Annotated in this window: 17 protein-coding genes; 8 read left to right on the top strand and 9 right to left on the bottom strand. The window is 59.9% G+C overall.

Going from position 1 to position 20,818, the window contains the following annotated elements; genetic code table 11:
* The first annotated feature begins 185 nt into the window (after positions 1–185).
* The 6 genes from BLU71_RS13130 (at position 186) to BLU71_RS13105 (ending at position 7,310) form a co-directional block, all read left to right on the top strand.
* Positions 186–641, top strand: a complete 456-nt coding sequence (locus BLU71_RS13130) for a YkvA family protein (RefSeq protein WP_064365408.1) — start codon at positions 186–188, stop codon at positions 639–641.
* Positions 642–753: 112 nt separating this feature from the next.
* The gene (locus tag BLU71_RS13125; protein ID WP_042608528.1) at positions 754–1,095 is read left to right on the top strand and encodes a helix-turn-helix domain-containing protein; all 342 of its coding nucleotides are present in this window, start codon (positions 754–756) and stop codon (positions 1,093–1,095) included.
* Complete coding sequence (locus BLU71_RS13120) at positions 1,092–1,463, top strand: hypothetical protein (protein ID WP_003223109.1); 372 nt, start codon at positions 1,092–1,094, stop codon at positions 1,461–1,463. Before BLU71_RS13125 ends, BLU71_RS13120 begins: the two co-directional genes overlap by 4 nt.
* On the top strand, positions 1,464–1,871 hold the full coding sequence (locus BLU71_RS13115) for an SEL1-like repeat protein (protein WP_042608527.1): 408 nt from the start codon (positions 1,464–1,466) through the stop codon (positions 1,869–1,871).
* A 238-nt stretch (positions 1,872–2,109) separates the two neighbouring features.
* Positions 2,110–6,894 (top strand): RHS repeat-associated core domain-containing protein, encoded by a 4,785-nt coding sequence (locus BLU71_RS28155; protein ID WP_083353262.1) that lies wholly within the window; start codon positions 2,110–2,112, stop codon positions 6,892–6,894.
* Entirely contained in the window at positions 6,891–7,310 is a 420-nt protein-coding gene (locus tag BLU71_RS13105) for a hypothetical protein (protein WP_083353261.1), read from the top strand. Before BLU71_RS28155 ends, BLU71_RS13105 begins: the two co-directional genes overlap by 4 nt.
* A gap of 64 nt (positions 7,311–7,374) precedes the next feature.
* Here BLU71_RS13105 and BLU71_RS13100 read toward each other — a convergent pair whose 3' ends face one another.
* Positions 7,375–9,120 carry a bifunctional diguanylate cyclase/phosphodiesterase gene (locus BLU71_RS13100; RefSeq protein ID WP_083353260.1) on the bottom strand — a complete coding sequence of 582 codons (1,746 nt, stop codon included), beginning with the start codon at positions 9,118–9,120 and terminating at the stop codon, positions 7,375–7,377.
* Between the two features lie 118 nt (positions 9,121–9,238).
* Entirely contained in the window at positions 9,239–11,323 is a 2,085-nt protein-coding gene (locus tag BLU71_RS13095; protein WP_162276424.1) for a carboxy terminal-processing peptidase, read from the bottom strand.
* Between the two features lie 138 nt (positions 11,324–11,461).
* On the opposite strand from BLU71_RS13095, the gene BLU71_RS13090 reads away from it, so the two are divergent.
* Positions 11,462–12,424, top strand: a complete 963-nt coding sequence (locus BLU71_RS13090; protein ID WP_083353259.1) for a zinc-binding dehydrogenase — start codon at positions 11,462–11,464, stop codon at positions 12,422–12,424.
* Positions 12,425–12,492: 68 nt separating this feature from the next.
* Here BLU71_RS13090 and BLU71_RS13085 read toward each other — a convergent pair whose 3' ends face one another.
* From BLU71_RS13085 to BLU71_RS13060, 6 genes are all read right to left on the bottom strand, one after another.
* Positions 12,493–13,146, bottom strand: a complete 654-nt coding sequence (locus BLU71_RS13085; RefSeq protein WP_083353258.1) for an HAD family hydrolase — start codon at positions 13,144–13,146, stop codon at positions 12,493–12,495.
* Between the two features lie 112 nt (positions 13,147–13,258).
* Positions 13,259–14,248, bottom strand: a complete 990-nt coding sequence (locus BLU71_RS13080; RefSeq protein ID WP_083353257.1) for an ABC transporter ATP-binding protein — start codon at positions 14,246–14,248, stop codon at positions 13,259–13,261.
* Positions 14,245–15,045 (bottom strand): ABC transporter permease, encoded by an 801-nt coding sequence (locus tag BLU71_RS13075; protein WP_042608520.1) that lies wholly within the window; start codon positions 15,043–15,045, stop codon positions 14,245–14,247. The genes BLU71_RS13080 and BLU71_RS13075 overlap by 4 nt, the downstream gene beginning before the upstream one ends.
* Positions 15,032–15,868 carry an ABC transporter permease gene (locus BLU71_RS13070; RefSeq protein WP_162276428.1) on the bottom strand — a complete coding sequence of 279 codons (837 nt, stop codon included), beginning with the start codon at positions 15,866–15,868 and terminating at the stop codon, positions 15,032–15,034. The genes BLU71_RS13075 and BLU71_RS13070 overlap by 14 nt, the downstream gene beginning before the upstream one ends.
* Before the next feature lie 5 nt (positions 15,869–15,873).
* A complete protein-coding gene (locus BLU71_RS13065) occupies positions 15,874–16,680 on the bottom strand; it encodes an alkaline phosphatase family protein (RefSeq protein WP_064364636.1) in 807 nt (268 codons plus the stop codon).
* A 178-nt stretch (positions 16,681–16,858) separates the two neighbouring features.
* A complete protein-coding gene (locus BLU71_RS13060) occupies positions 16,859–17,926 on the bottom strand; it encodes an ABC transporter substrate-binding protein (RefSeq protein WP_042608517.1) in 1,068 nt (355 codons plus the stop codon).
* Between the two features lie 349 nt (positions 17,927–18,275).
* Here BLU71_RS13060 and phnR point away from each other — a divergent pair, with 349 nt between their 5' ends.
* On the top strand, positions 18,276–18,989 hold the full coding sequence (phnR, locus tag BLU71_RS13055) for a phosphonate utilization transcriptional regulator PhnR (protein WP_042608516.1): 714 nt from the start codon (positions 18,276–18,278) through the stop codon (positions 18,987–18,989).
* Positions 18,990–19,598: 609 nt separating this feature from the next.
* On the opposite strand, the gene BLU71_RS13050 is transcribed toward phnR, so the two are convergent.
* Positions 19,599–20,711 (bottom strand): M20/M25/M40 family metallo-hydrolase, encoded by a 1,113-nt coding sequence (locus tag BLU71_RS13050; RefSeq protein ID WP_083353256.1) that lies wholly within the window; start codon positions 20,709–20,711, stop codon positions 19,599–19,601.
* Positions 20,712–20,818 lie beyond the last annotated feature (107 nt).

Here is a 20,818-nt window from a genome sequence, read left to right as displayed (position 1 = left end):
TTGAGGCTCCTCGCGCTAGCCGCCCTGAGCCGCCAAGTCAATGAAATATTGGGCTTTTTTATGTGAGTAAAAAACGCCCGATCTGAGCGCAGCCCTTATGAAACGGGGCTCTCAGCGCTGAAATGCAGCTCTGTTCACAAGGTTATCCACAATTTGTGTGGATAACATTTCAACGGGAAGAATAGATGAAAGCTCCATGGAATTTTGCTCGATTCCTGCCGTTGGCCGGTCGCCTGCTGGCCCGTGGACGTCTGCCAACCCTATTGTTCGCCGTGGCCAGCAAGGGTGCCGCGCAAGGCAATCGTCTCGGCAAACTCAAGGATGATCTGCGCTTGCTGCAGTCGCTGTGCCTGGCCTATTGGAGGGGTGAATACCGGGCGATCAGTGCCAAGTCGCTGATCTCGGTGGTCGCGGGCTTGATGTATTTTCTCAGCCCTGTCGATGCGATTCCGGATTTCATTCCCATGTTCGGCATGCTCGATGACATTGCCGTTCTCGCCTGGCTGATGAAAACCCTCGATGACGAGCTCAATGCCTTCCGCCTGTGGCGCAGGCGCCAGCAACCGGAGAAGCTGGCGGTGGTCGAACGCCTGCCCGACACCCCTGAGCAATTGCAACTGCAAGGCCCGAAAAAGCCCTGACTCACAAAGTCTGGCTGTAGATAGATACCCCCCGCGACCTTGGCCGCTGTTAGGATTACACTTCTAGGGAAAAGTGCCGACTCGCTAAGTGTTGTTGTCCTACGGGGTAGTCATGGATATTCAGATAATTGCACGCGATGGCGAACCCGAATACGCGGTTCTGCCGTGGGCTCAATATCAGGCTCTACTGAAAGCAGCAGGGATCAACGCAACACCGGCGCAGCAGCCCGCAGTGCCGCTCGCCACTTCACCAGAGCCGATTCTTCCGGGTCTGGATCAACTACGCAGTTTGCGCGAAGGGAAGGGCATCGCCATCGAGGCGCTGGCCCGCACGGTAGGCATCAGCCCGTCTTATCTGGCCATGATCGAAAGTGGTGAGCGTCAACCCGACGCCGCGATTCGCCGCAGCCTGGCCTGGGAACTGACGGTGCCAGGTTGGAGGGATGAATCGTGAGCGTACGCATCAGCCGTCAACATTGGGACGGATTGCTGGGGGAACTGGATCAGGCGCGCCGCCAGCGCCATCTTCTGACTTATCGAGCCTTGCTTGAGCGTTTGCAGCTGCCGACTCCGGCGATGCAGACGCTGACGGCGGCGCTTGAGCATCTGGCCGCACTGGATGCCAAAGCCGAGCAGCCGTTGCGCAGTTCGCTGGTCATCAGTCAGGGTGCGAGTCGTTTGCCGCGTACCGGTTTTTTTGAATGTGTCGAGCGTCTGGGTCGCTTTTCCGGGCCGTCGGATGGCGTGGCGGCGGCGTCCTGGCATGCGTCAGAAGTGGTGCGCGTCTTCGAATACGAGTACCCGGAATCGGCGGAGGCCTGAGTGTTTCTGCGCCTCAAGGCGCGGGCCGGATATTGGCTGGCCCGCAGGCTGTTTCATTGGTCGTGGTTCGTTCGCCAGCCGCGCGGCTGGCGCTGGCTTGAAGGCCAGTTTGCGCGCATGGCCAACCTCGGCGATGTCGGCGCGCAAAGCTTTTACGGGCACATTCTGACCTTTCGTGGCGTCGGTCTGGGCGCGCGTGAAGAAGGCGTGCGTTTACTGCGTCTGGCGGCGTTGGCCGGCGACGCTAAAGCGGCCTATCAAGTCGGCGTGATCAGCCTCGCCGGTACCCCGAGCAAAGCACCGGATCCCGCTGAAGCCGTTCGTTGGTGGAGCATGGCCGCCAAGGCCGGGCATCCGTTGGCCGAGCTGAAGCTGCAACAGCTGAAAGCTGGGGATTCAACGCTGTAATTCCAGGTATGTCTTTCAAATAAACGCGGCGTGAGGTTTTCCTCACGCCGCGTTTTGCGTTTTTGCCTGCGCGTTTTGCGAGATGCGGGATTGCAGATTAGTCCTACATCCTTTGCCTACTCGCCTGAATTCTTTCCTTTCTGATCCCCCGCACAGTTCCCGCGACTAATTTCTTGCGCGAGGGACCGCTCATGCTTCAGCCCGTTTTTCAGCTCACCTTGTCTGCCTGCGTGTGTTGATGGAAGCCATCGCTCGCATCGAGCAGGAACTCGACAGCTTTCCGCAAACGCTCAACCTCTATCGCAAACAGCTCGATCACTGGCTCAGTCGCAGCGCGGACCAGATCAGCGAGGCTGCGGACCTGCCGTCGCTGGTGGGCATGGAGCGGATCATTCGCTTCGGTGATCGCAGCACGGCGGTCAGTAGCAGCGACGAGGCGTTTTCCTCCAGCGTCGTCCAGTGCCCGCAGGGCGGGCTGATGCAGATCGAGAGCAAGTTCGAATCGGTTTACGAGATCCCGCTGGGCAACATCACCATCGATGTGATCGACGTGGCGGGCGGCAAGATCACCCCGATCACCCTTGATCAGCACGGCAAGGGCGAGTTCAGAGGCGAAGAGGGCAAGTTTTACCGCGTGCATGTACACGGCGCGGTCACTTCCGATCAGGTCGCCGACCTGTTCGAATCGTATGACGGTTTGACCGGCGAACTGGTCGGGTGGCTGAGGAGCGAGTGGCAGGGTTTCAAGCCGCAATGGTCACAGTCGGTGGCGACAGCGGCCAGCAACGGCATGCTCGCCGGCAGTTGGGCGGCTATAGAAGGCGTGTGGGACAGCCTCGGTCTGCTCTCGGAAATTCTTCAGGATCCCGGCAAGTTTGCCGAGCGTTTGGGCAGCGGCGCGGCTGAACTGATCGAGCTGGCGCAGACCGCACCTGAGCTCATGGAAAAGCTGCAACTGCTGGTCAGTGACGAGGCGGCGATGTGCTTGTTGCTGCGGTCGTCGAGCCTGTGGCTGGACATGCTGCCGCCCAGCGAGATTGCTGGCAAGTCCGCTGAAATGGCGTCGATGATGATCGTGCAACTGATCATCGATGTCCTGATCAGCGTGGTGCTGACCTTTGTCGGAGCGGGGGCGGGGATCGCTTATCTGACGCTGCGTCTGGCCGACCGTGCAGTTCAGTTGTTCAACGTGGCCAAGCGTCTGGTCAAAGCGCTGTTCAGCATCATCAACGCCTTCATTGGATACGTCGACCGCTACAAAGCCGTCGCCGCACGCGGCATCGCCGCCGGGGTGAAAAAGGGTCGGATGCAATTGCGCTGGGACGCCAAGCGCAACGCCATGTTGAAGAAAGACGAGCATCACGACGACGTCCCCGACCAGGCGAAAAACCCCAACGGTGATGCCGCCGACTGCGTGCCCAACACCTGCACCAACGGCTGTCCGGTGTCGATGGTCACCGGCGAAGAACTGCTGACCCTGACCGACGCGGTGCTCGATGGCGTACTGCCCTTCGAGTTCACCCGCTTGTACCGCAGCAGCGCCGTCGAGATCGACATCGGCCTGGGTTTCGGCTGGAGCCACACCCTGGCTCATCGCCTGGCTTTCGACGGCGATGGCGTGATCTGGATCGACCACGAGAACCGCCGCACCCGCTTTCCCCTGCCCAATGTCGCACGGCCAACAATTCATAACAGCCTGTCGCGGGCGGCGATTTTTCTCGGTGATGAACCGGAGGAACTGATCCTCGCCATGGCCGGCGACAGCGCGCGGTTCTATCACTTTCGCGCCGGCCGGCTGACCGCAATCAGCGACGTCTACGGCAATCGTCTGACCCTGCAACGCGACCGCTCCGACCGCATTCAGCGTCTGGACAACGGCGCCGGCCGCTCATTGCTGTTGCGTTATGACCGGGCACAACTGGTGGCGGTCGATTATCAGGTGTTCGTGCAGGGTGAGTGGAGCACCCAGCAAAACCTCGCCACCTACCGCTTCGATGCCCGGCAACGGCTGCTGACCGCGACCAACGCGGTGGGCGACAGCGAGCGCTACGACTACGACGACCACCACGTCATCCTCCAGCGCCAGCTCACCGGCGGCGCGAGCTTTTTCTGGGAGTGGCAACGCGAGGGCAAGGCGGCGCGCTGCGTGCGCCACTGGGCCTCGTTCTCGCAGATGAACACCCGCTACGTCTGGAACGATGACGACGCCAGCGTGACCGTGCATTACGTCGACGGCACCGAAGAAGTCTACGTCCACGACGAGCGCGCGCGGCTGGTGCGTCAGGTCGCGGCCGATGGCGGCGAGCAGCTCAAGGCCTATGACGAGCAGGGCCGGTTGATCGCCGAGCAGGATGCTCTGGGCGCGGTCACCGAATACCGCTACGACGAGGTCGGACGGCTGATCGCGCTGATTCCGCCGGACGAGGCGCCAACGTCCTACGAGTACCGCAACGGTTTTCTCTACAAGCGTTGCCGAGGCGACGCGGTGTGGATCTATCGGCGCAACGCCGAAGGTGCGGTCACCGAAGCGGTCGACCCTGACGGTCAGGTCACCCATTACTACTACAACCTGCGCGGCCAGTTGTTGTCGCTGCGCTACCCCGACAGCAGCCGCCATCGCTGGGTGTGGAACGAGCTCGGCCAGCTCATCGAAGAAACCCTGCCGGACGGCGGCGTGCGGCGCTTTTCCTACGATGCGCTGGGCCGGCGGATTACCACCCAGGATGAATTTGGTGTTGTCAGCCGTCAGCAGTGGGACGCCGCCGGCCGACTGATCCTGACGACTTCTCCGACGGGCAGCACCCGCGCCTACAGCTACGGCGCCTACGGCCAGATCACCGCCGAACGCGACGAACTCGGGCGCATCACCCGCTACGAATATGACGACGACCTGCACCTGGTCTCGCGGCGCATCAACCCCGACGGCACCCGCGTGCAGTACCGCTATGACCATGCGCGGTTGCTGCTGACCGAGATCGAAAACGAGTCGGGGGAAAAATACCGCCTGGATTACACGCCGACCGGATTGATCCGACAGGAGACCGGTTGTGATGGGCGGCGTACCGCGTACGCCTACGACCTCAATGGCCACCTGCTGGAAAAAACCGAGTTTGGTGATTTTGGCCTGAGTCTGCTCACCCGGTATGAGCGCGACAAGGCCGGGCGTTTGCTCGTCAAAACCCTGCCCGACGGGATGAAAGTCCGCTACGACTACGACCGCCTCGGCCGCTTGGTTGCCGTCGATGACGGGCAGAACCATCCGCTGGCCTTCGAGTACGACCGTCAGGACCGGCTGATCACCGAGCACCAGGGCTGGGGCACCTTGCGTTACGCCTATGACGCCTGCGGTCAGCTCAAACGCCTGCGCCTGCCGGACAACAGCAAGCTCGATTATCACTACGCCAAGGGCGGTGCGCTGAGTGCGATCGACCTCAACGGCACGCCGCTCACGCGCCATGTCTACCAGTCCGGTCGCGAGCAGCAACGTCAGCAGGGCCTGCTGCTCAGCGAATACTCCTACGACGATCAGGGCCGACTACTTGCCCACGCCGTAGGCCATCGCGGCGCCTCGCTGTACCGCCGCGATTATGCCTACAGCGCCAACGGCAATCTCGAGCACATTGCCGACAGCCGCCACGGCCAGCGCACCTACGGCTACGACGCCCTCGACCGATTGATTCGGGTTCGCCATTCGCGCGACGAACTGCCCGAATCCTTCGCCCACGACCCGGCCGGCAACCTGCTGATGCAGGACCGCCCCGGCCCCGCGCAGATCAAAGGCAATCGCCTGCTGATGCAAGGTGATCGCCACTACGACTACGACGCCTTCGGCAACCTGATCCGCGAACGCCGAGGCCACGGCCAGACCCTCGTCACCGAATACCGCTACGACTGCCAGCACCGCCTGATCGGCCTGACCCGCCCCGACGGCCAGACCGCCACTTACCAATACGACGCCTTCGGCCGGCGCATCCGCAAAACCATCGACGGAGCCGTCACCGAGTTCTTCTGGCAAGGCGAGCACCTCGTCGCCGAAAGCAGCGCCACGCAATACCGCAGCTTCCTCTACGAACCCGGCACCTTTCGCCCACTGGCGCTGCTCGACGGCAAAGGCCCGAAAAAAGCCTGCCCGTTCTACTACCAACTCGACCACCTCGGCACCCCGCAGGAACTCACCGACTACAGCGGCGAAATCGTCTGGTCCGCGCAATACGACGCCTACGGCAAAGTCGCCGCCGTCACCCTCGCCGGCGAAGACTACCTCGACCAGCCGCTGCGCTTTCAGGGGCAGTACTTCGATGTTGAAAGCGGCCTGCACTACAACCGCCATCGGTATTACGACCCGAGGTTGGGACGGTACCTGACGCCGGATCCGGTGAAGCTGGCGGGTGGGTTGAATCAGTACCAGTACGTACCGAATCCGACGGGGTGGGTGGATCCGTTGGGGTTGAGTTGCATTTGTCCACCGTCAGCGCCGCGACGTCCGATGCGATACGAGGCTGGTCGCGTGGTCGTCGAAGAGGGGGCGCCGCCACTGCCGAAAATGACGGCGCAGGAGCGTAGGGCGAGAATTGATGAGGTCGCTGAGGAGAACGCTAAGCGTCGGGTGCATGAATATGAAGATCTTTATGACATGCACACTATAAAAAAACATAGCTCAGAAATTTCTGATCCAGCGCTTAGGCAGCGCGGCATTAATGGCGCAGACCCTCACACCGGAATTGTCCCAATACGTGCCAGAGGAAATCTAAGCTCGCAGTTCCACAACTGGCGGATGCATCTGAGCGCGTTGAATAAAGCGATGACGAGAGATAAACATGGCCAGATAATACATACCGGTTTTGACCATAATAATAATCCAATAGTGAGGTTGGAGCTGCCTGGGGCCGGTCGCGGGTATAGGCCAAACAGGCGGGATGCTCAGAACCCAATTTTAAATGAGAACCTAAATTGGTTTGAGGTTAAGTTTGATGATGTAAACACTCAAAGGCCATTTACTGGATTTCCTTCGGAGGTGAGATGATGTTGAAAAACCCTTACATTAATAAAAAATTTGAACCTGGTTTAAGTTGGTTTGTTGGTGTGCTTGATGTTTATGATCGCGAAGAAACAAAAGGCGTGGAGCTTGCCGCTTATAATCCAAATGATGCGCGTGACAGAGAGGTATTGATCAGAAAATATTGTCTGAATCTTCCCTATCTTTCATATAGGCATAAGCTCGCTTTAATTGAAAATCTTGCAGAAAAACTTAGGGATCCTAATTATGAATTCCAACTTCTTTTTGAGATCGACCCGTATGAGGCTGCAAGTTGGCCTCGGGAAGAATGGGATTCCCTAGAAAACCCCCGGGGTTTCTTTCAAGAGCTCTACAGGTTGGCGGTGGAGGTCTGGGAGCAGGATCTTACGAGAGCATCTGAAGAGGATCGATCGACATGGTAGAAATGGGGGTGTCTCGACATTTAACCATCATGTAAAACTATTGCTTCGTCCCAAGGCATAGTGTTCAGCTTTCGATAACATGCACACTGAACCCCGAAACATTCTTCGCATGATGCTTAGCCTGCGACGCCATCTCCGCTAGCTGGCTGGCATCAAGCGTTGCGCAAGCTTCAGGTCGCAAATGCACCACTCCGATCGATAACGACAACAGCTCAAACTCCTGCCGCACGCCTTGGCGATTGGGTGCAACGAAGCAGCCGGCTTCCAGATGCTCGGGGCGGTAGAAGCGGCGGCATTGGCTTTGGAAGTCGTCGAGGAGTTGGTTGAGGCGTTTGCGCCAGTCTTCGGGGCCGAGGACGAGGAGGAAGTCGTCGCCGCCGATGTGGCCGACGAAGTCGCGGGTGGGGTCGATGCGTTCGTTGAGGCATTGGGCGAGGCAGAGCAGGACTTCGTCGCCGCGGCCGTAGCCGTAGATGTCGTTGAAGGGTTTGAAGCTGTCGATGTCCACGTAGCAGATGATCGATTCGCGGGCCTGTTGCAGCAGGCGGGTGAGGCATTGCTGGATCGGTACGTTGCCCGGCAGCAGGGTGAGTGGATTGGCGTAGCGCGCCTGTTGGATTTTCAGTTCGGTGATCAGTTTCAGCACGTCGATCACCCGGCCGAGGCCCAGGTAGCCGCCGTTGAGAGTGATGATGAAGTCTTCTTCGATGCGTTGGCGGGCGCGGCTGGTGATCAGGCGGCTGACTTGTTGCAGTGACTGGCTCATTTCCACGGCGAGAAAATCATCGTTCATCAGGCGGCTGATCGGTTTGCGCGCAAACAGGTCGGTGGCAAACGGTTTGAGCAGGGCGTCGGAAAGCGAATGGCGATGGACGATGCCGCAGGGCTGGCCTTGTTCGTCGAGCACGGCGAGTGAATTGAGGTTGGCCTGGCGACGGAAGGCTTCCAGCACGGTGGCGGTCGGCGTATCACGCTGCACGGCGGGCTGGTCGTTGAGCAGGGCGCTCAGGTCGCTGCCTTCGTCGTTCAGCGCGACGGCGCTGCTGTCGTGTTTGGGCATCATGGCGCGGGCGTCGCGGGATGGATGTTCCTGCGGACGGCCGAGCAGGTAACCCTGCACCAGGTCAACGCCCATTTCAGTCAGCACCGCGAGTTCTTCCGGTAGCTCGATACCCTCGGCAATGACTTGCGCGCGGGACGCCTTGGCTATCTGCAGAATTGAACCGACAAACTCTCTTTTCAACGCATCCTGATGAATGCCATCGATAAAGTGCCGATCGATCTTCACATAATCCGGACGTAACTCCGACCACAGGCGCAGGCTTGAATACCCCGCACCCAAATCATCCAGCGCGATGGAGAATCCCATCGCCCGGTAGTGGTGCAGAGCGGTTTGCAGCAAATGGAAGTCATCGATTGGCGTCTGCTCGGTGAGCTCGATCACCACTTGGCTTGGCGCGATGCCCAAGTCCTGCAGCAGTTGCAGGGTGCGCCCCGGTTGGTGCGCGGCTTCGAGCAGGGACTCCGGGGAAACGTTGAGGAACAGTTTGCCCGGCAACTGCTGCTCGTTGAAGCGGCGGCAGGCGCTTTGTCGGCAGGCGATTTCCAGTTCGCTCAAGCGACCAGCCTGCCGGGCTACGGCGAACAGGGCAATTGGCGAGTGAAGAGGGCTGTTGGACGGGCCACGGGTGAGGGCTTCGTAGCCGAGAATGCGGCGTTCGGAGAGGCAGATGATCGGCTGGAACAGACTGTGTAAACCGCTTTGAGTCAGGATCGAGCTCAAGGCGCTCAGCTGTTCGGTCGTGGTCATGGCAGTCTCTGGCGATAAAAAAAGGACCGGGAGCGATTGCTCCCGGTCCTTTATTGCACGACAGAATGATGACTGTTTGATGACGATCCGAGGATCGTCAGCACTAAATTGCCATCACTTACTTCTTGGCCACCTGATTGCTCAGTTTCAGGTAATCCAGAAGTACGCGCCCGGTTTCGCTCAGGTAGGCATCGTCTTCCGGCTTGACCTTGTCCGGCTCGGCAGCGGCCAATGCGTCTTCGTCTTCTTTCTTCAGCTCTTTGAGCGGCTCTTCGCCTTTGGCCTTGCGACGGATGTTCTCCATTGCCAGCTGCTTGGCGTCGATGTCGGCGTGCTGGGCACGACGATCGGCTTCGTTGAGGCTGACGGTTTTTTCTTCCATCAGTTTCTGCGCCAGGGCCAGCTTGTCGCGAATGAACACGAACTCGGCATCCTTGTTGGTGCGCGCGTCATGCTCGGACTTCAGCTGGGCGAGGAACGGTTTGAACGGATCGGCGGCCGGTTTGATCGCCGCGCGGATGGTGTCCCACGGCATGGCCTCGGGCAGGGCGCTTTCGCCGATTTCCTTGGTGTCGATCAGCGACGGATAGTCGATGTCCGGCAGCACGCCCTGATGCTGGGTGCTCTGCCCGGAGACGCGGTAGAACTTGGCCAGGGTCAGTTTCAGTTCGCCATGGTTCAGCGGCTGAATGGTCTGCACGGTGCCTTTGCCGAAGGTCTGGCCGCCGATGATCAATGCACGATGGTAGTCCTGCATGGCGCCGGCGAAGATCTCCGAAGCCGAGGCGGACAGGCGGTTGACCAGCAGTGCCATCGGGCCTTTGTAGAACGCACCCGGGTTTTCGTCTTCAAGCACGTCGACGCGGCCATCGGCGTTACGCACGAGTACGGTCGGGCCTTTGTCGATGAACAGGCTGGTCAGCTCGGTGGCTTCCTGCAGGGAGCCGCCGCCGTTGTTGCGCAGGTCGATGACCACGCCGTCGACTTTGTCTTTCTGCAACTCGGTGAGCAGCTTCTTGACGTCGCGAGTGGTGCTCTTGTAATCCGGATCGCCGGCACGGAACGCCTTGAAGTCGAGGTAGAAAGCCGGGATCTCGATCACGCCGAGTTTGTAATCCTTGCCGTCCTGTTTCAGGCTGAGGATCGACTTTTTCACGGCCTGGTCTTCGAGCTTCACCGCTTCACGGGTGATCGGCACGATCTTGGTGGTCTGGTCATTCGGCGCATTGCTCGCCGGGATGACTTCCAGACGCACCACGGTGCCTTTCGGACCGCGAATCAATTTGACCACTTCGTCCAGACGCCAGCCGACGACGTCGACCATTTCCTTGTTGCCCTGCGCAACGCCGATGATCTTGTCTGCCGGAGCGACCTGCTTGGTCTTGTCCGCCGGGCCTGCCGGTACCAGACGTACGACTTTGACTTGATCGTTGTCGCTCTGCAACACGGCACCGATGCCCTCGAGGGACAGGCTCATGTTGATGTCGAAGTTTTCCGCGTTATCCGGCGACAGATAGTTGGTGTGCGGATCGTAGGACATGGCGAAGGTGTTGATGTACGCCTGGAAGATGTCCTCGGCACGGGTCTGGTCGAGGCGCGCCAGCTGGTTCTTGTAGCGCTTGGTCAGGGTTTCCTGGATCTGCTTCGGCTCTTTGCCGGCAATCTTCTGGCGCAGCACTTCATCCTTGACGCGTTTGCGCCACAGGTCGTCGAGTTCTGCGGTGGACTTGAGCCAAGGCGCGTCCTTGCGATCGATCAGCAAGGTCTCCTTGGTATTGAAGTCGATCTTGTCGACGCCCTTGTTCAGCTCGGCAAGGGCGAAGTCCAGACGCGCCTTGACGCGGTCCAGGTAGCGCTTGTAGATGGTGAACCCGGCGTTGAGGTCGCCGCTTTTGAGGAAATCGTCGAACTGGGTTTTCCACTTGTCGAATTCGGCAATGTCGCTGGCCATGAAATAGCTGCGGGACGGGTCGAGCAGCTTGATGTAGCTGTCGTAGATGATCACCGAGCGCGCATCATCGAGCGGCGGCTTGCTGTAGTGGTGACGCTTGAGCAACTCGACGACGTTCAGGCTGGCGATGACTTCATCGCGATCAGGCTGCAACTTGTCCCAGCTGTTGGCTGCGAATGTGGTGCCCGACACCGGCAACAGACCGATACCGATGAAAAGAGCGAGGGCGGTGCTGGGGAGCAGATGCTTCATGCTGATTCGACGCGGGGACAATTGATAACGCATATTAGGCCGTCTTTGAAGTCGCCGGTTCTTTGAGAGCCGGTCGCATAATGCAAAAAGCCCGGCGCTACAGCTTCGGGCTCAGTCCAGACTCACTATGGAGGCACTGTGAAGGCATTGCAAGGCGTTGAAGGTCAAGTGGCATGGGTTGAAGAGCCGAGTCCTACATGTGATGTAGGACAAGTCCGCATCCGTGTGGCGGCAGCCGGCCTCAATCGCGCCGATTTATTACAGAAGGCAGGGCTTTATCCGCCGCCGCCCGGGGCCAGCCAGGTGCTCGGTCTTGAGTGCTCGGGCGTGATCAGCGAGGTCGGCGCGGGCTCGGCCTGGCAGGTCGGCGATCGGGTCTGCGCCTTGCTGGCCGGGGGCGGCATGGCCGAAGAAGTGGTCGTCGACGGACGGCATGTATTGCCGGTCCCTGAAGGTGTTTCGCTGATCGAGGCAGCGGCATTGCCCGAGGTCTACGCCACCGTCTGGCTGAATGTGTTTCAACTTGCAGCGCTGAAACCCGGTGAGAAAATTCTCCTGCACGCCGGCGCAAGTGGAATCGGTTCAGCGGCCATTCAGCTGTGCAAAGCGTTTGGTAACCCGTGCTGGGTCAGCGTCGGTACCGCCGAACGCCTGGCTTACTGCGAAGCACTGGGGGCTCAGGGCGGCGTGGTGCGCACCGATGATATCGAGGGCCTGCGCGACTTCGGGCCATTCGACGTGATTCTCGATCCGGTGGGCGGCAATTATTCGGCGTTGAACCTCAAACTGATAGCGCTGGACGGACGTTGGGTGTTGATCGGCTTGATGGGCGGCCGCGAGGCAAAACTGGATCTGGCCCAGATGCTGGCCAAGCGCGTGCAACTGCTCGGATCGACATTGCGCAGCCGTGACGATCAGTTCAAGGCCGATCTGCTCAGTGATCTGGGCCAGCATGTATGGCCGCTGTTCGCCGAGGGCCGCTTGCGTGCGCAATTGGCCAAAGCGTTTGCGGTGAAGGATGCCGAAGCGGCGTTCGCCGAGCTGGCGAGCAATACGGTGGCGGGCAAGTTGGTGTTGGTGATTAACGACAGTCTCACCTGACATCACTAAGCCTTGTGGCGAGGGAGCAAGCTCCCTCGCCACAGGTAGCGTGCACACTGGATCTTCGGTTATCTCCAGTGATGGATCGGCCAGCCGGCCTTTTCTGCGTGCTCCAGCAGCACCGGATCCGGGTTGACCACGTGCGGGAAATCCACCTTCAGCAGCAGCGGCAGATCATTGCGTGAGTCGGAATAGAAACTCGCGCCTTCGAGGTTTTCCTCTTCGGCATCGAGCCATTCCAGCAAGCGGGTGATCTTGCCTTCGCGGTACGTCAGGGTGCCGACGGTGTTGCCGCTGTACACGCCATGGGCGACTTCAAGTTCGATGGCCAGTATCTCGTCGATGCCCAGACGATCGGCGATCGGACGAACCAGGTGCGTACCGGACGCCGAGATCACCAGAATCCGGTCGCCGGCCTTGCGATGGGCGGCGATGGTTCTCGTCGCGTCGCTGAAAATGATCGGCTCGATGAAGTCTTCAACCCAAGGCCCCACGAGGTGCTCGACCTCTTCCGGGGTACGCCCGATCAGCGGTTCGAGGCTGAAATCCATGTACTCTTCCATGCGCAATTTGCCATGGCTGTAGGCGTCCATCAGCTCATTGTTGCGACGCATGAACGACTCGGGATCGACCCAGCCCAGGCGCCCCATCTGCTCGCTCCAGAGGGTCGCGCAGTCGCCGTGGATCAGCGTTTCGTCCAGATCAAAAATTGCCAAAGCCATCGGGTTCTCTCCGAGAACAGCTGCAAGCTACAAGCCTCGAGCTGCAAGAATTAAAATCAGGTGGACCGAAGTCTACAGCTTGAAGCTTGCAGCTCGAAGCTTGCAGCTGCTTTTAAGCTACTTCGCACAAGGCCGTCGGATCGATGGAAAGTGCCAGGCGCTGTCCGTCGGGATGCAGATCGGCGGCCGAACGGTTGAGCACATCGACCACCAATTCCACACCGCGCGCTTCGATGCGATAACGAATGACGTTGCCGAGCAGGCTGTGGCTGCGGATCTGTGCCTCCAGTTCGCCGTCGAGGCTCAGCTCGATGGCTTCCGGGCGGATGGCGATGCGGTGGTTGACCGGCCGTTGCAACAGCTTCGAGGCGGCATCGGCGTCGAGCAGGTTGTAGTTGCCGATGAAGCCGGCGGCGAATACATCCACCGGCGCGGTATAGAGGGTTTCGGCGTCGCCGCTCTGGACGATCTTCCCCTGGTTCATCAGGAAAATGCGATCGGACATGGTCAGCGCTTCTTCCTGATCGTGGGTGACAAAGATCGTGGTCAGGCCGAGCTCCCGCTGGATCTGGCGGATCTGCTCGCGCAGGTGCTTGCGAATCCGTGCGTCGAGTGCTGACAGCGGCTCATCCAGCAGCAACAAACGCGGGCGGGTCACTAGCGAACGGGCGAGGGCAACCCGTTGGCATTGGCCACCGGACAGTTGATGCGGATAGCGGCTGGCGAAGTCATGCAACTCAACCAGTTTCAGCACTTCAGCGACGCGCTTGTGACTGTCATCGGCATTGACCTTTTGCATGCGCAAGCCGAAAGCGACGTTCTGCTCGACGGTCATGTTGGGGAATAGCGCGTAACTCTGAAAGACCATGCCGATGCCGCGTTTCTGCGGGCTCAATGGCACGATATCGACGCCGTCGAGGAGGATCTGGCCGCCATCCACCGGGGTCAGCCCGGCAATGCAACGCAACAGGGTGGATTTGCCGCACCCGGACGGGCCGAGCAGGGTGACGAACTCGCCCTTGTGGATTTCGCAATCGATATCGCTGAACACCGTGGTGCCGGCATAACTTTTCTGCAGGTGTTGGACGCTGACATAGCTCATTCGCTTTTGTCCTTGTTCAAGATGTTGGCGATCCAGGTCAGGACCAGCACGAAGAAGAAATACGAGATGACCAGCGCACTGGTGAAGTGACCGCTGCTGTTGCGCATGTTGTTCAGATACACCTGCAGGGTTTCGTAGCGCGTGCCGACCAGAATATTGGCGAACACGAACTCGCCGAAGAGGAATGAGAACGACAGCAGCAACGCCACCATCAGACCCTTGCGCAAATTCGGCAGCACCACCAGGAACGCCGCTTGAAAGGTGCTGGCGCCGAGCAGTTGCGCGGCGTCCATCAGGTCGCGCAGGTTGATCGCTTGCAGGTTGTTGGTGATCGCCCGGTACATGAAGGGCAGCGCCACGGTGAAGTAGCAGCCGATCAGAATCCACGGCGTGCCGACCATCGCCATCGGCCCGGAACCGTAGAGCTGCAACAACCCCACCGAGGACACCACTGGCGGCACCGCGAAGGGCAGCAGGATGAGGATGTTCATCAGCGCATCGAGCCTGGGAAAGTAGTAATGCACGACGAACAGCAGCGGCAGGATCAGCACCACCGAGAGCACCAGGGCACCGACGCAGACGATCAGCGACTGGCCGAAGGCGTGCAGAAAGCGCGGATCGCTCCACAGCTGGATGTACCACTTGAAGGTGAAGCCGCTGGGCAGGATCGTCGCCGACCAACTGCTGGCGATCGAGTAGACCAGTGTGCCCGCCAGCGGCAACAACAGGATGGCGAACAGCAGGTAGACCACGACGCGGTGGTAGAGGCCGGCCGGGCCGGATTCAGCGCGAGACATGGTAGCTCCTCTTCAGCAGCAGTTGATGCACGACGGTGACGATGGTCATCAGCGCCACGAGCACCACGGCCAGTGCACTGGCCAGGTTCGGATCGAGGGAAATGTCCCCGGACACCATCGCTGCGATACGGATCGGCAGAACGTTGAAGTTGCCGGTGGTCAGCGCATAAACCGTGGCGTACGCGCCAAGGGCGTTGGCCAGCAGGATGACGAAAGTGCCGAGCAGTGCCGGGGTCAGCACCGGCAGACCGATGTGCCGCCAGAACTGCCAGCTGTTGGCGCCGAGCAACGCAGCGGACTCGCGCCAGTCTTCACGCAGGGCGTCGAAGGCCGGGTAGAGCAGCAGCACGCCGAGGGGAATCTGGAAGTAGGTGTAGAGAATGATCAGGCCGGTTTTCGAATACAGGTTGAAGTCCTGAATGATCCCCGACTGCTTGAGCATGATGGTGATGCTGCCGTTGAAACCGAGCAGGATGATGAACGCGAACGCCAGCGGCACGCCGGCAAAGTTGCTGGTCATGTTGGCGAAGGCATTCACGAAGTTGCGCAGCTTCGAATCGACTCGGCGCAATGAATATGCGCCGAGCACGGCGATGATGATGCCGAATACGCTCGACCAGAAACTGATCTCGAGGCTGTACTGGATCGCCTGCCGATAGAATTTCGATCCGAAGACCTTGCTGAAATTGGCCAGGCCCCAACCGGACTCTTCCGATTGCAGGCTGTTGATCATCACCCAGACCAGCGGGGCGATTTCGAAAACGATGAAGAACAGCGCGAAGGGCACCAGACACAGCGCCGCGAGCCATTTGCCGCGAGTCATGGAGTTCACTTGAGCAGCTCCCGGCACACAGGTTTGTCGTGGGGCACGCCGAGCAGTTCGCAGACTGTGCCGCAAAGCTCGGTCTGTTTCGGTGTGGCGTCAGGGTTGAGGCTGAACGCATCGCCGAGGACGAACAGCGGCACCTGACGTTCTTCCACCAGCAGGCCGTTGTGCGAGCGATCGTTGTTCATGCCGTGGTCGGCGGTCACCAATACCTGATAACCAGCGTCGAGCCAGGTCTGCAGATAGTCGGCGAGGATGATGTCCGCGGAGCGGGCGCTGTTGCGGTATTGCGAGCTGTCGAGGCCGTGCTTGTGCCCGGCATCGTCGATGTTCATCGGATGGATCAGGAGGAAATTCGGCGCGTGACGCAGTCGCAGGTTTTCCGCGTCGGCGAACAGGTGCGAATCCGGATAATGATCGTTCCAGTAGAAATGGCCGTGCTGGATCGGCAACGTCGGATCGTCGGTGTGGCGGTCGCGCGCCGCCACGAACGGTGAGCGGTTATACAACTCGCTGACCCAGTGGTACGCCGCAGCGGCGGTTTTCAGTCCGGCATCGCGGGCGTAGTGATAGATGCTGCGCTGGCTGGACAGGCGCGAGACGTTGTTGTGGACGATGCCGCTGTCGATCGGCGGCACGCCGGTGAGAATGCATTCATAGAGCGGCCGGGACAGGGCGGGCAGTTCGCACTCCAGTTGATAGAGCGCCGCGCGTCCTGCGCCGACATAAGCCTGCAGATGCCCCATGGCGTGACGCGCAACCTCGTAATTGAGGCCGTCGAGCACGACAAGGATGACGTTGTGCTTCATAGGGGCAAGAACTCCGCGAAACAGGAAAATTCAGATCCAACCGAGATCTCCTGTAGGAGTGAGCCTGCTCGCGATGGCGGTGGTTCAGCCAACATCGTCGTTGAATGTTCGACCGCTATCGCGAGCAGGCTCACGCCTACATGGGGATTTGTTTCAGGTCACATAGTGGTGATCAGGTTTATTTCATCTCTACGATGACTTCCTCGTTCCACTGCTGCGGCAGGGCTTTGGAGGTCTTTTCCCACGCGTCGGCATCCTTGACCGGCGTGACCTTCTTGTACTGCTCGTTCGGCAGCAGTTTGGCTTTCACGTCTTCCGGCAGTTGCAGGTGTTCGGCGCGGATCGGACGGGCGTTGCCGCGGGCGAGGTTGGTCTGGCCGGCGTCGCTGAAGATGTATTCGCGGGTCAGCTTGGCGGCGTTGGGGTTTTTCGCGTATTTGTTGATGATCGTGGTGTAGCCGGAAATCACCGAACCGTCGGACGGGATCAGCACCACGTAATCATCCGGGTTGGCCATCTTGGCTTTGTAGCTGAGGCCGTTGAAATCCCAGACCACACCGACTTCGATTTCGCCTTTTTCCATGGTGGCGATGGTCGGGTTGGCCATCGACAGGCGACCCTGTTTGGCGAGGTCGGCGAACAGCAGCAGGGCTGGCTTGATGTTCTTCTCGTCACCACCGTTGGCCAAAGCCGCAGCGAGCACGCCGTTGGCGGCCTGGGCGGCGGTGCTGACGTCGCCGATGGAGACCTTGTACTTGCCGGTTTTCAGATCCGCCCATTTGGTCGGCACGTCGGAGCCATGCAGCAGCTTCTTGTTGACGATAAAGGCGATGGTGCCGGTGTAGGCCAGCGCCCAGTTGCCGTCCTTGTCCTTGGCCCAGTCCGGAACCTGGTCCCAGGTGCTCGGCTTGTACGGTTGCACCACACCTTGCTTGACCGCGATCGGGCCGAAGGCGGCACCGACGTCGCCAATGTCGGCAGTAGCATTGTCTTTTTCGGCGGCGAACTTGGCGATTTCCTGGGCCGAACTCATGTCGGTGTCGATGTGTTTCAGTCCGTATTTCTTGGCCAGGTCTTCCCAGGTGCCTTTCCAGTTGGCCCAGTCATCGGGCATCCCGACGCTGTTGACGGCGCCTTCCGCCTTCGCAGCGGCTTCGAGTGTTTTCAGATCGGTGTCGGCCGCCATGGCGGCGGTGCACATTGCAATGGTCGAGCCTAACAGTGTTGCCAGGAAAAGCTGTTTCATTCCGAAGCTCCTTGGTCGTGTTCAACGCTGCGATTGCGGTTGTGTTGGTCTAGGTCAGCAATACCTGAGCCAATTTAGGCGGGCTGGATGACACTTTGATGTCGATGGCCTTGTGGCAGGTCGTTTGCCTGCCCGGGATCGGTGGCTGCCAAATAAGCGTAGACCATGGCGCAGGCCCGGCGGGCAGGGGACTTGGCCGATGTATTGCAAGCCGTGAACGCGACCGTTCGGCAGTTTTGTCATCTGTCGGTCATCTGCACTGCCTAGGCTTGCAATCTACGCAAGCGCTTTGATCGGCGGTCAGTTACGCCCCGAAACAGTGCTGGTCTAGTCCAGATAGGTAACGTTGATGCGCGACGAGGCAACGAAAGCGGTGACAACCATTGGCCAAGTGCTGCAGGAGCAGATTGATCATGGTTTGCTGGCGGCCGGGAGCAAATTGCCGGCCGAGCGCAAGCTCAGCGAGTTGTTCGGGACCACGCGGATCACTGTGCGTGAGGCGTTGTTGCAACTGGAGGCGCAGGGGCAGATTTATCGCGAGGAGCGGCGCGGCTGGTTCGTGTCGCCGCCGCGTCTGGCTTACAACCTGATGCAGCGCAGTCACTTTCACGCGATGGTCAGTGCGCAGGGGCGCGAGCCTTCGACCGAGGTGATTTCGGCGCGCTTGCAGCCGGCTTCGGCGGCGGTGTGTGCGTGGTTGCAGTTGCCGGCGTTGTCGAGCGTCATTCAGATTTGCCGTTCGCGGCGCATCGATGGGCGGTTGGTGTTGTATGTGGAGCACTATTTGAATCCGCAGTTTTTTCCGGGGATTCTTGATTTTGATTTGAATCAGTCGATTACCGAGCTGTATGCCGGGCATTACGATTTGCACTATGGCCGGGTGCGGTTTGAGATTGTGCCTACGTCTTTATCTGTCGATGCGGCGGCGGCTTTGCGGGTGTCGGTGGGGAGTCCGGGGTTGCGCATTGCGCGGGTCAATTATGATCAGCATGGGCGGTTGATTGATTGTGATCTGGAGTTTTGGCGGCACGATGCGATTCACGTTGGGGTTGATGTGGTTTGACCTTGGCGGCCTCTGGGCCGACCAGGCTGTGGGTGGTTTGGGTGCATATCCGTTGCTGCGGGTGTTGCTTCTGGCGGTTCCGCCCTTACGGCGGGTCACTTTTGCAGACGCCCAAAAGTAACCAAAACGCTTTGCCCTGACGTTCGGCCCGCTCGCTGGGGCTCGGGGTTCCTTCGCTGCGGGATCGATCCTGGCGCAGCGGCTCCGGTTTGCTTCGCTGCACCTACACTCGCTGTGTACGACTGCGTCGTACGGTCGCTGCGCTCCCACGCCCGGATCAATCCCTCCGCTCAGCCTGCCGACGGGCTCCAAGATCAAGATCAAGATCAAGATCAAGAGCTACTCGAGCTTGCGCTCATTGTTTTGAGTGGTGAAAAGCATGCGGTGTCTGGCTTTGGTTTTGTGCTGGATTCGCCCCTCATCGGAACGCCGCCCGCCCAGCCCTCTCCCGAGGGAGAGGGAGCCGATTTGTGAGTTGTTCAAAATCTGCATTCAACTCGGTATCTCAGGTTGGCATACCTCATTCGAACAACCCGGTCAGTCCCCTCTCCCTCTGGGAGAGGGCTAGGATGAGGGGCTTTTGACCTTCAGGATTCCAGCCATCTGGGTTTATTTGCCCAACCCCGCATTCCCATACAGATAATCCGTGGCCAACGAAGCCAATGTCCTGACCCCAACCACCAGCGCCGATTCATCCACGAAGAACCCCGGATTATGATTCGGCGCGGCTTTGCTCATGTCCTGATCCCGGGGCGTCACTCCGAGAAACACGAACAACCCTGGCGCCTCTTTGGCAAAGAACGAGAAATCTTCCGCACCACCCACCAGTGGACCCTGCACCACATCATCCTTGGCGGCCCACTTCAGGGTCGGCAGCATCTTTTCCGTCAGTGCCGGGTTGTTGATCGTCGGGTCGTACTTTTCGATGATGGTGACGTCGGCTTTGGCGCCGCCGCTTTCGGCGATTTTCTCGATCGTCTGGCGTACGTCGGCATGCAGTTTCTGGCGGATGCCGTAGTCGTAGGAGCGGATGGTGCCGGTCATGTCGAGTGATTCGGGGATGATGTTGTAGCGGGTGCCGCCGTTGATGGTGCCGATGCTGACTACCGACGGGTAAGAGGAAATGTCGGTGCGACGGCTGACCACGGTTTGCAGGCCGACGATGGTTTGCGCGCCGACGGTGATCGGGTCGATGCCGTCCCACGGGCGGCCGGCGTGGGTTTGTTTGCCGTGGATCTTGATCCGCAGGTCGTCGGAACTGGCCAGGGTCGGCCCGGGGCGGTAGGCGATCTGGCCGGCGGGAACGCCGGCCCAGGCGTGCATGACGTCGACTTCCTTGTCGAGATACGTGCCTTTGGCTTTCGAAGCGAACGGCAAGTCGGAGACTTCCTTGACCGGCAGCGCGTCCATGTCGGCGCGCAGCGCCACGGTCGGGCCGGGCAGGGCGCCCTTCAGGATAGCAACCACACCGGTCCGGGCGACGCCGGTTTTCACTTCCAGGCCCATGGCTTGCAGCTGTTTGGCGACCAGCTCAGCGGTGCGTTTTTCGGTGTTGCCAAGTTCCGGATGGGCGTGAAGGTCGCGGCGGGTTTCCAGCAGCTCCGGCTCAAGCTTTTGCGCCTGCTCGGCGATCTGTGTGCGGGCGCTGTCCATCGTCGCGGCGCCGGCGTGGCTGGCGACCAGCGTGAGCAGGATGGTTTGGGCAATGCGCGTCAGGTGCATGGGGTTCTCCTTGATTATTGTTGTCGGGCTTCCTTGCCTGTGACAAAGGCTCTGCACGCAAGTGCGATCGGTTCAGGAACGCGCCACGCGGTCCGACAGATTTACCT

The sequence above is a fragment of the Pseudomonas moraviensis genome, from assembly GCF_900105805.1.
Classification (GTDB): domain Bacteria; phylum Pseudomonadota; class Gammaproteobacteria; order Pseudomonadales; family Pseudomonadaceae; genus Aquipseudomonas; species Aquipseudomonas moraviensis_A.
This window is presented reverse-complemented; position numbering and strand designations above follow the sequence as displayed.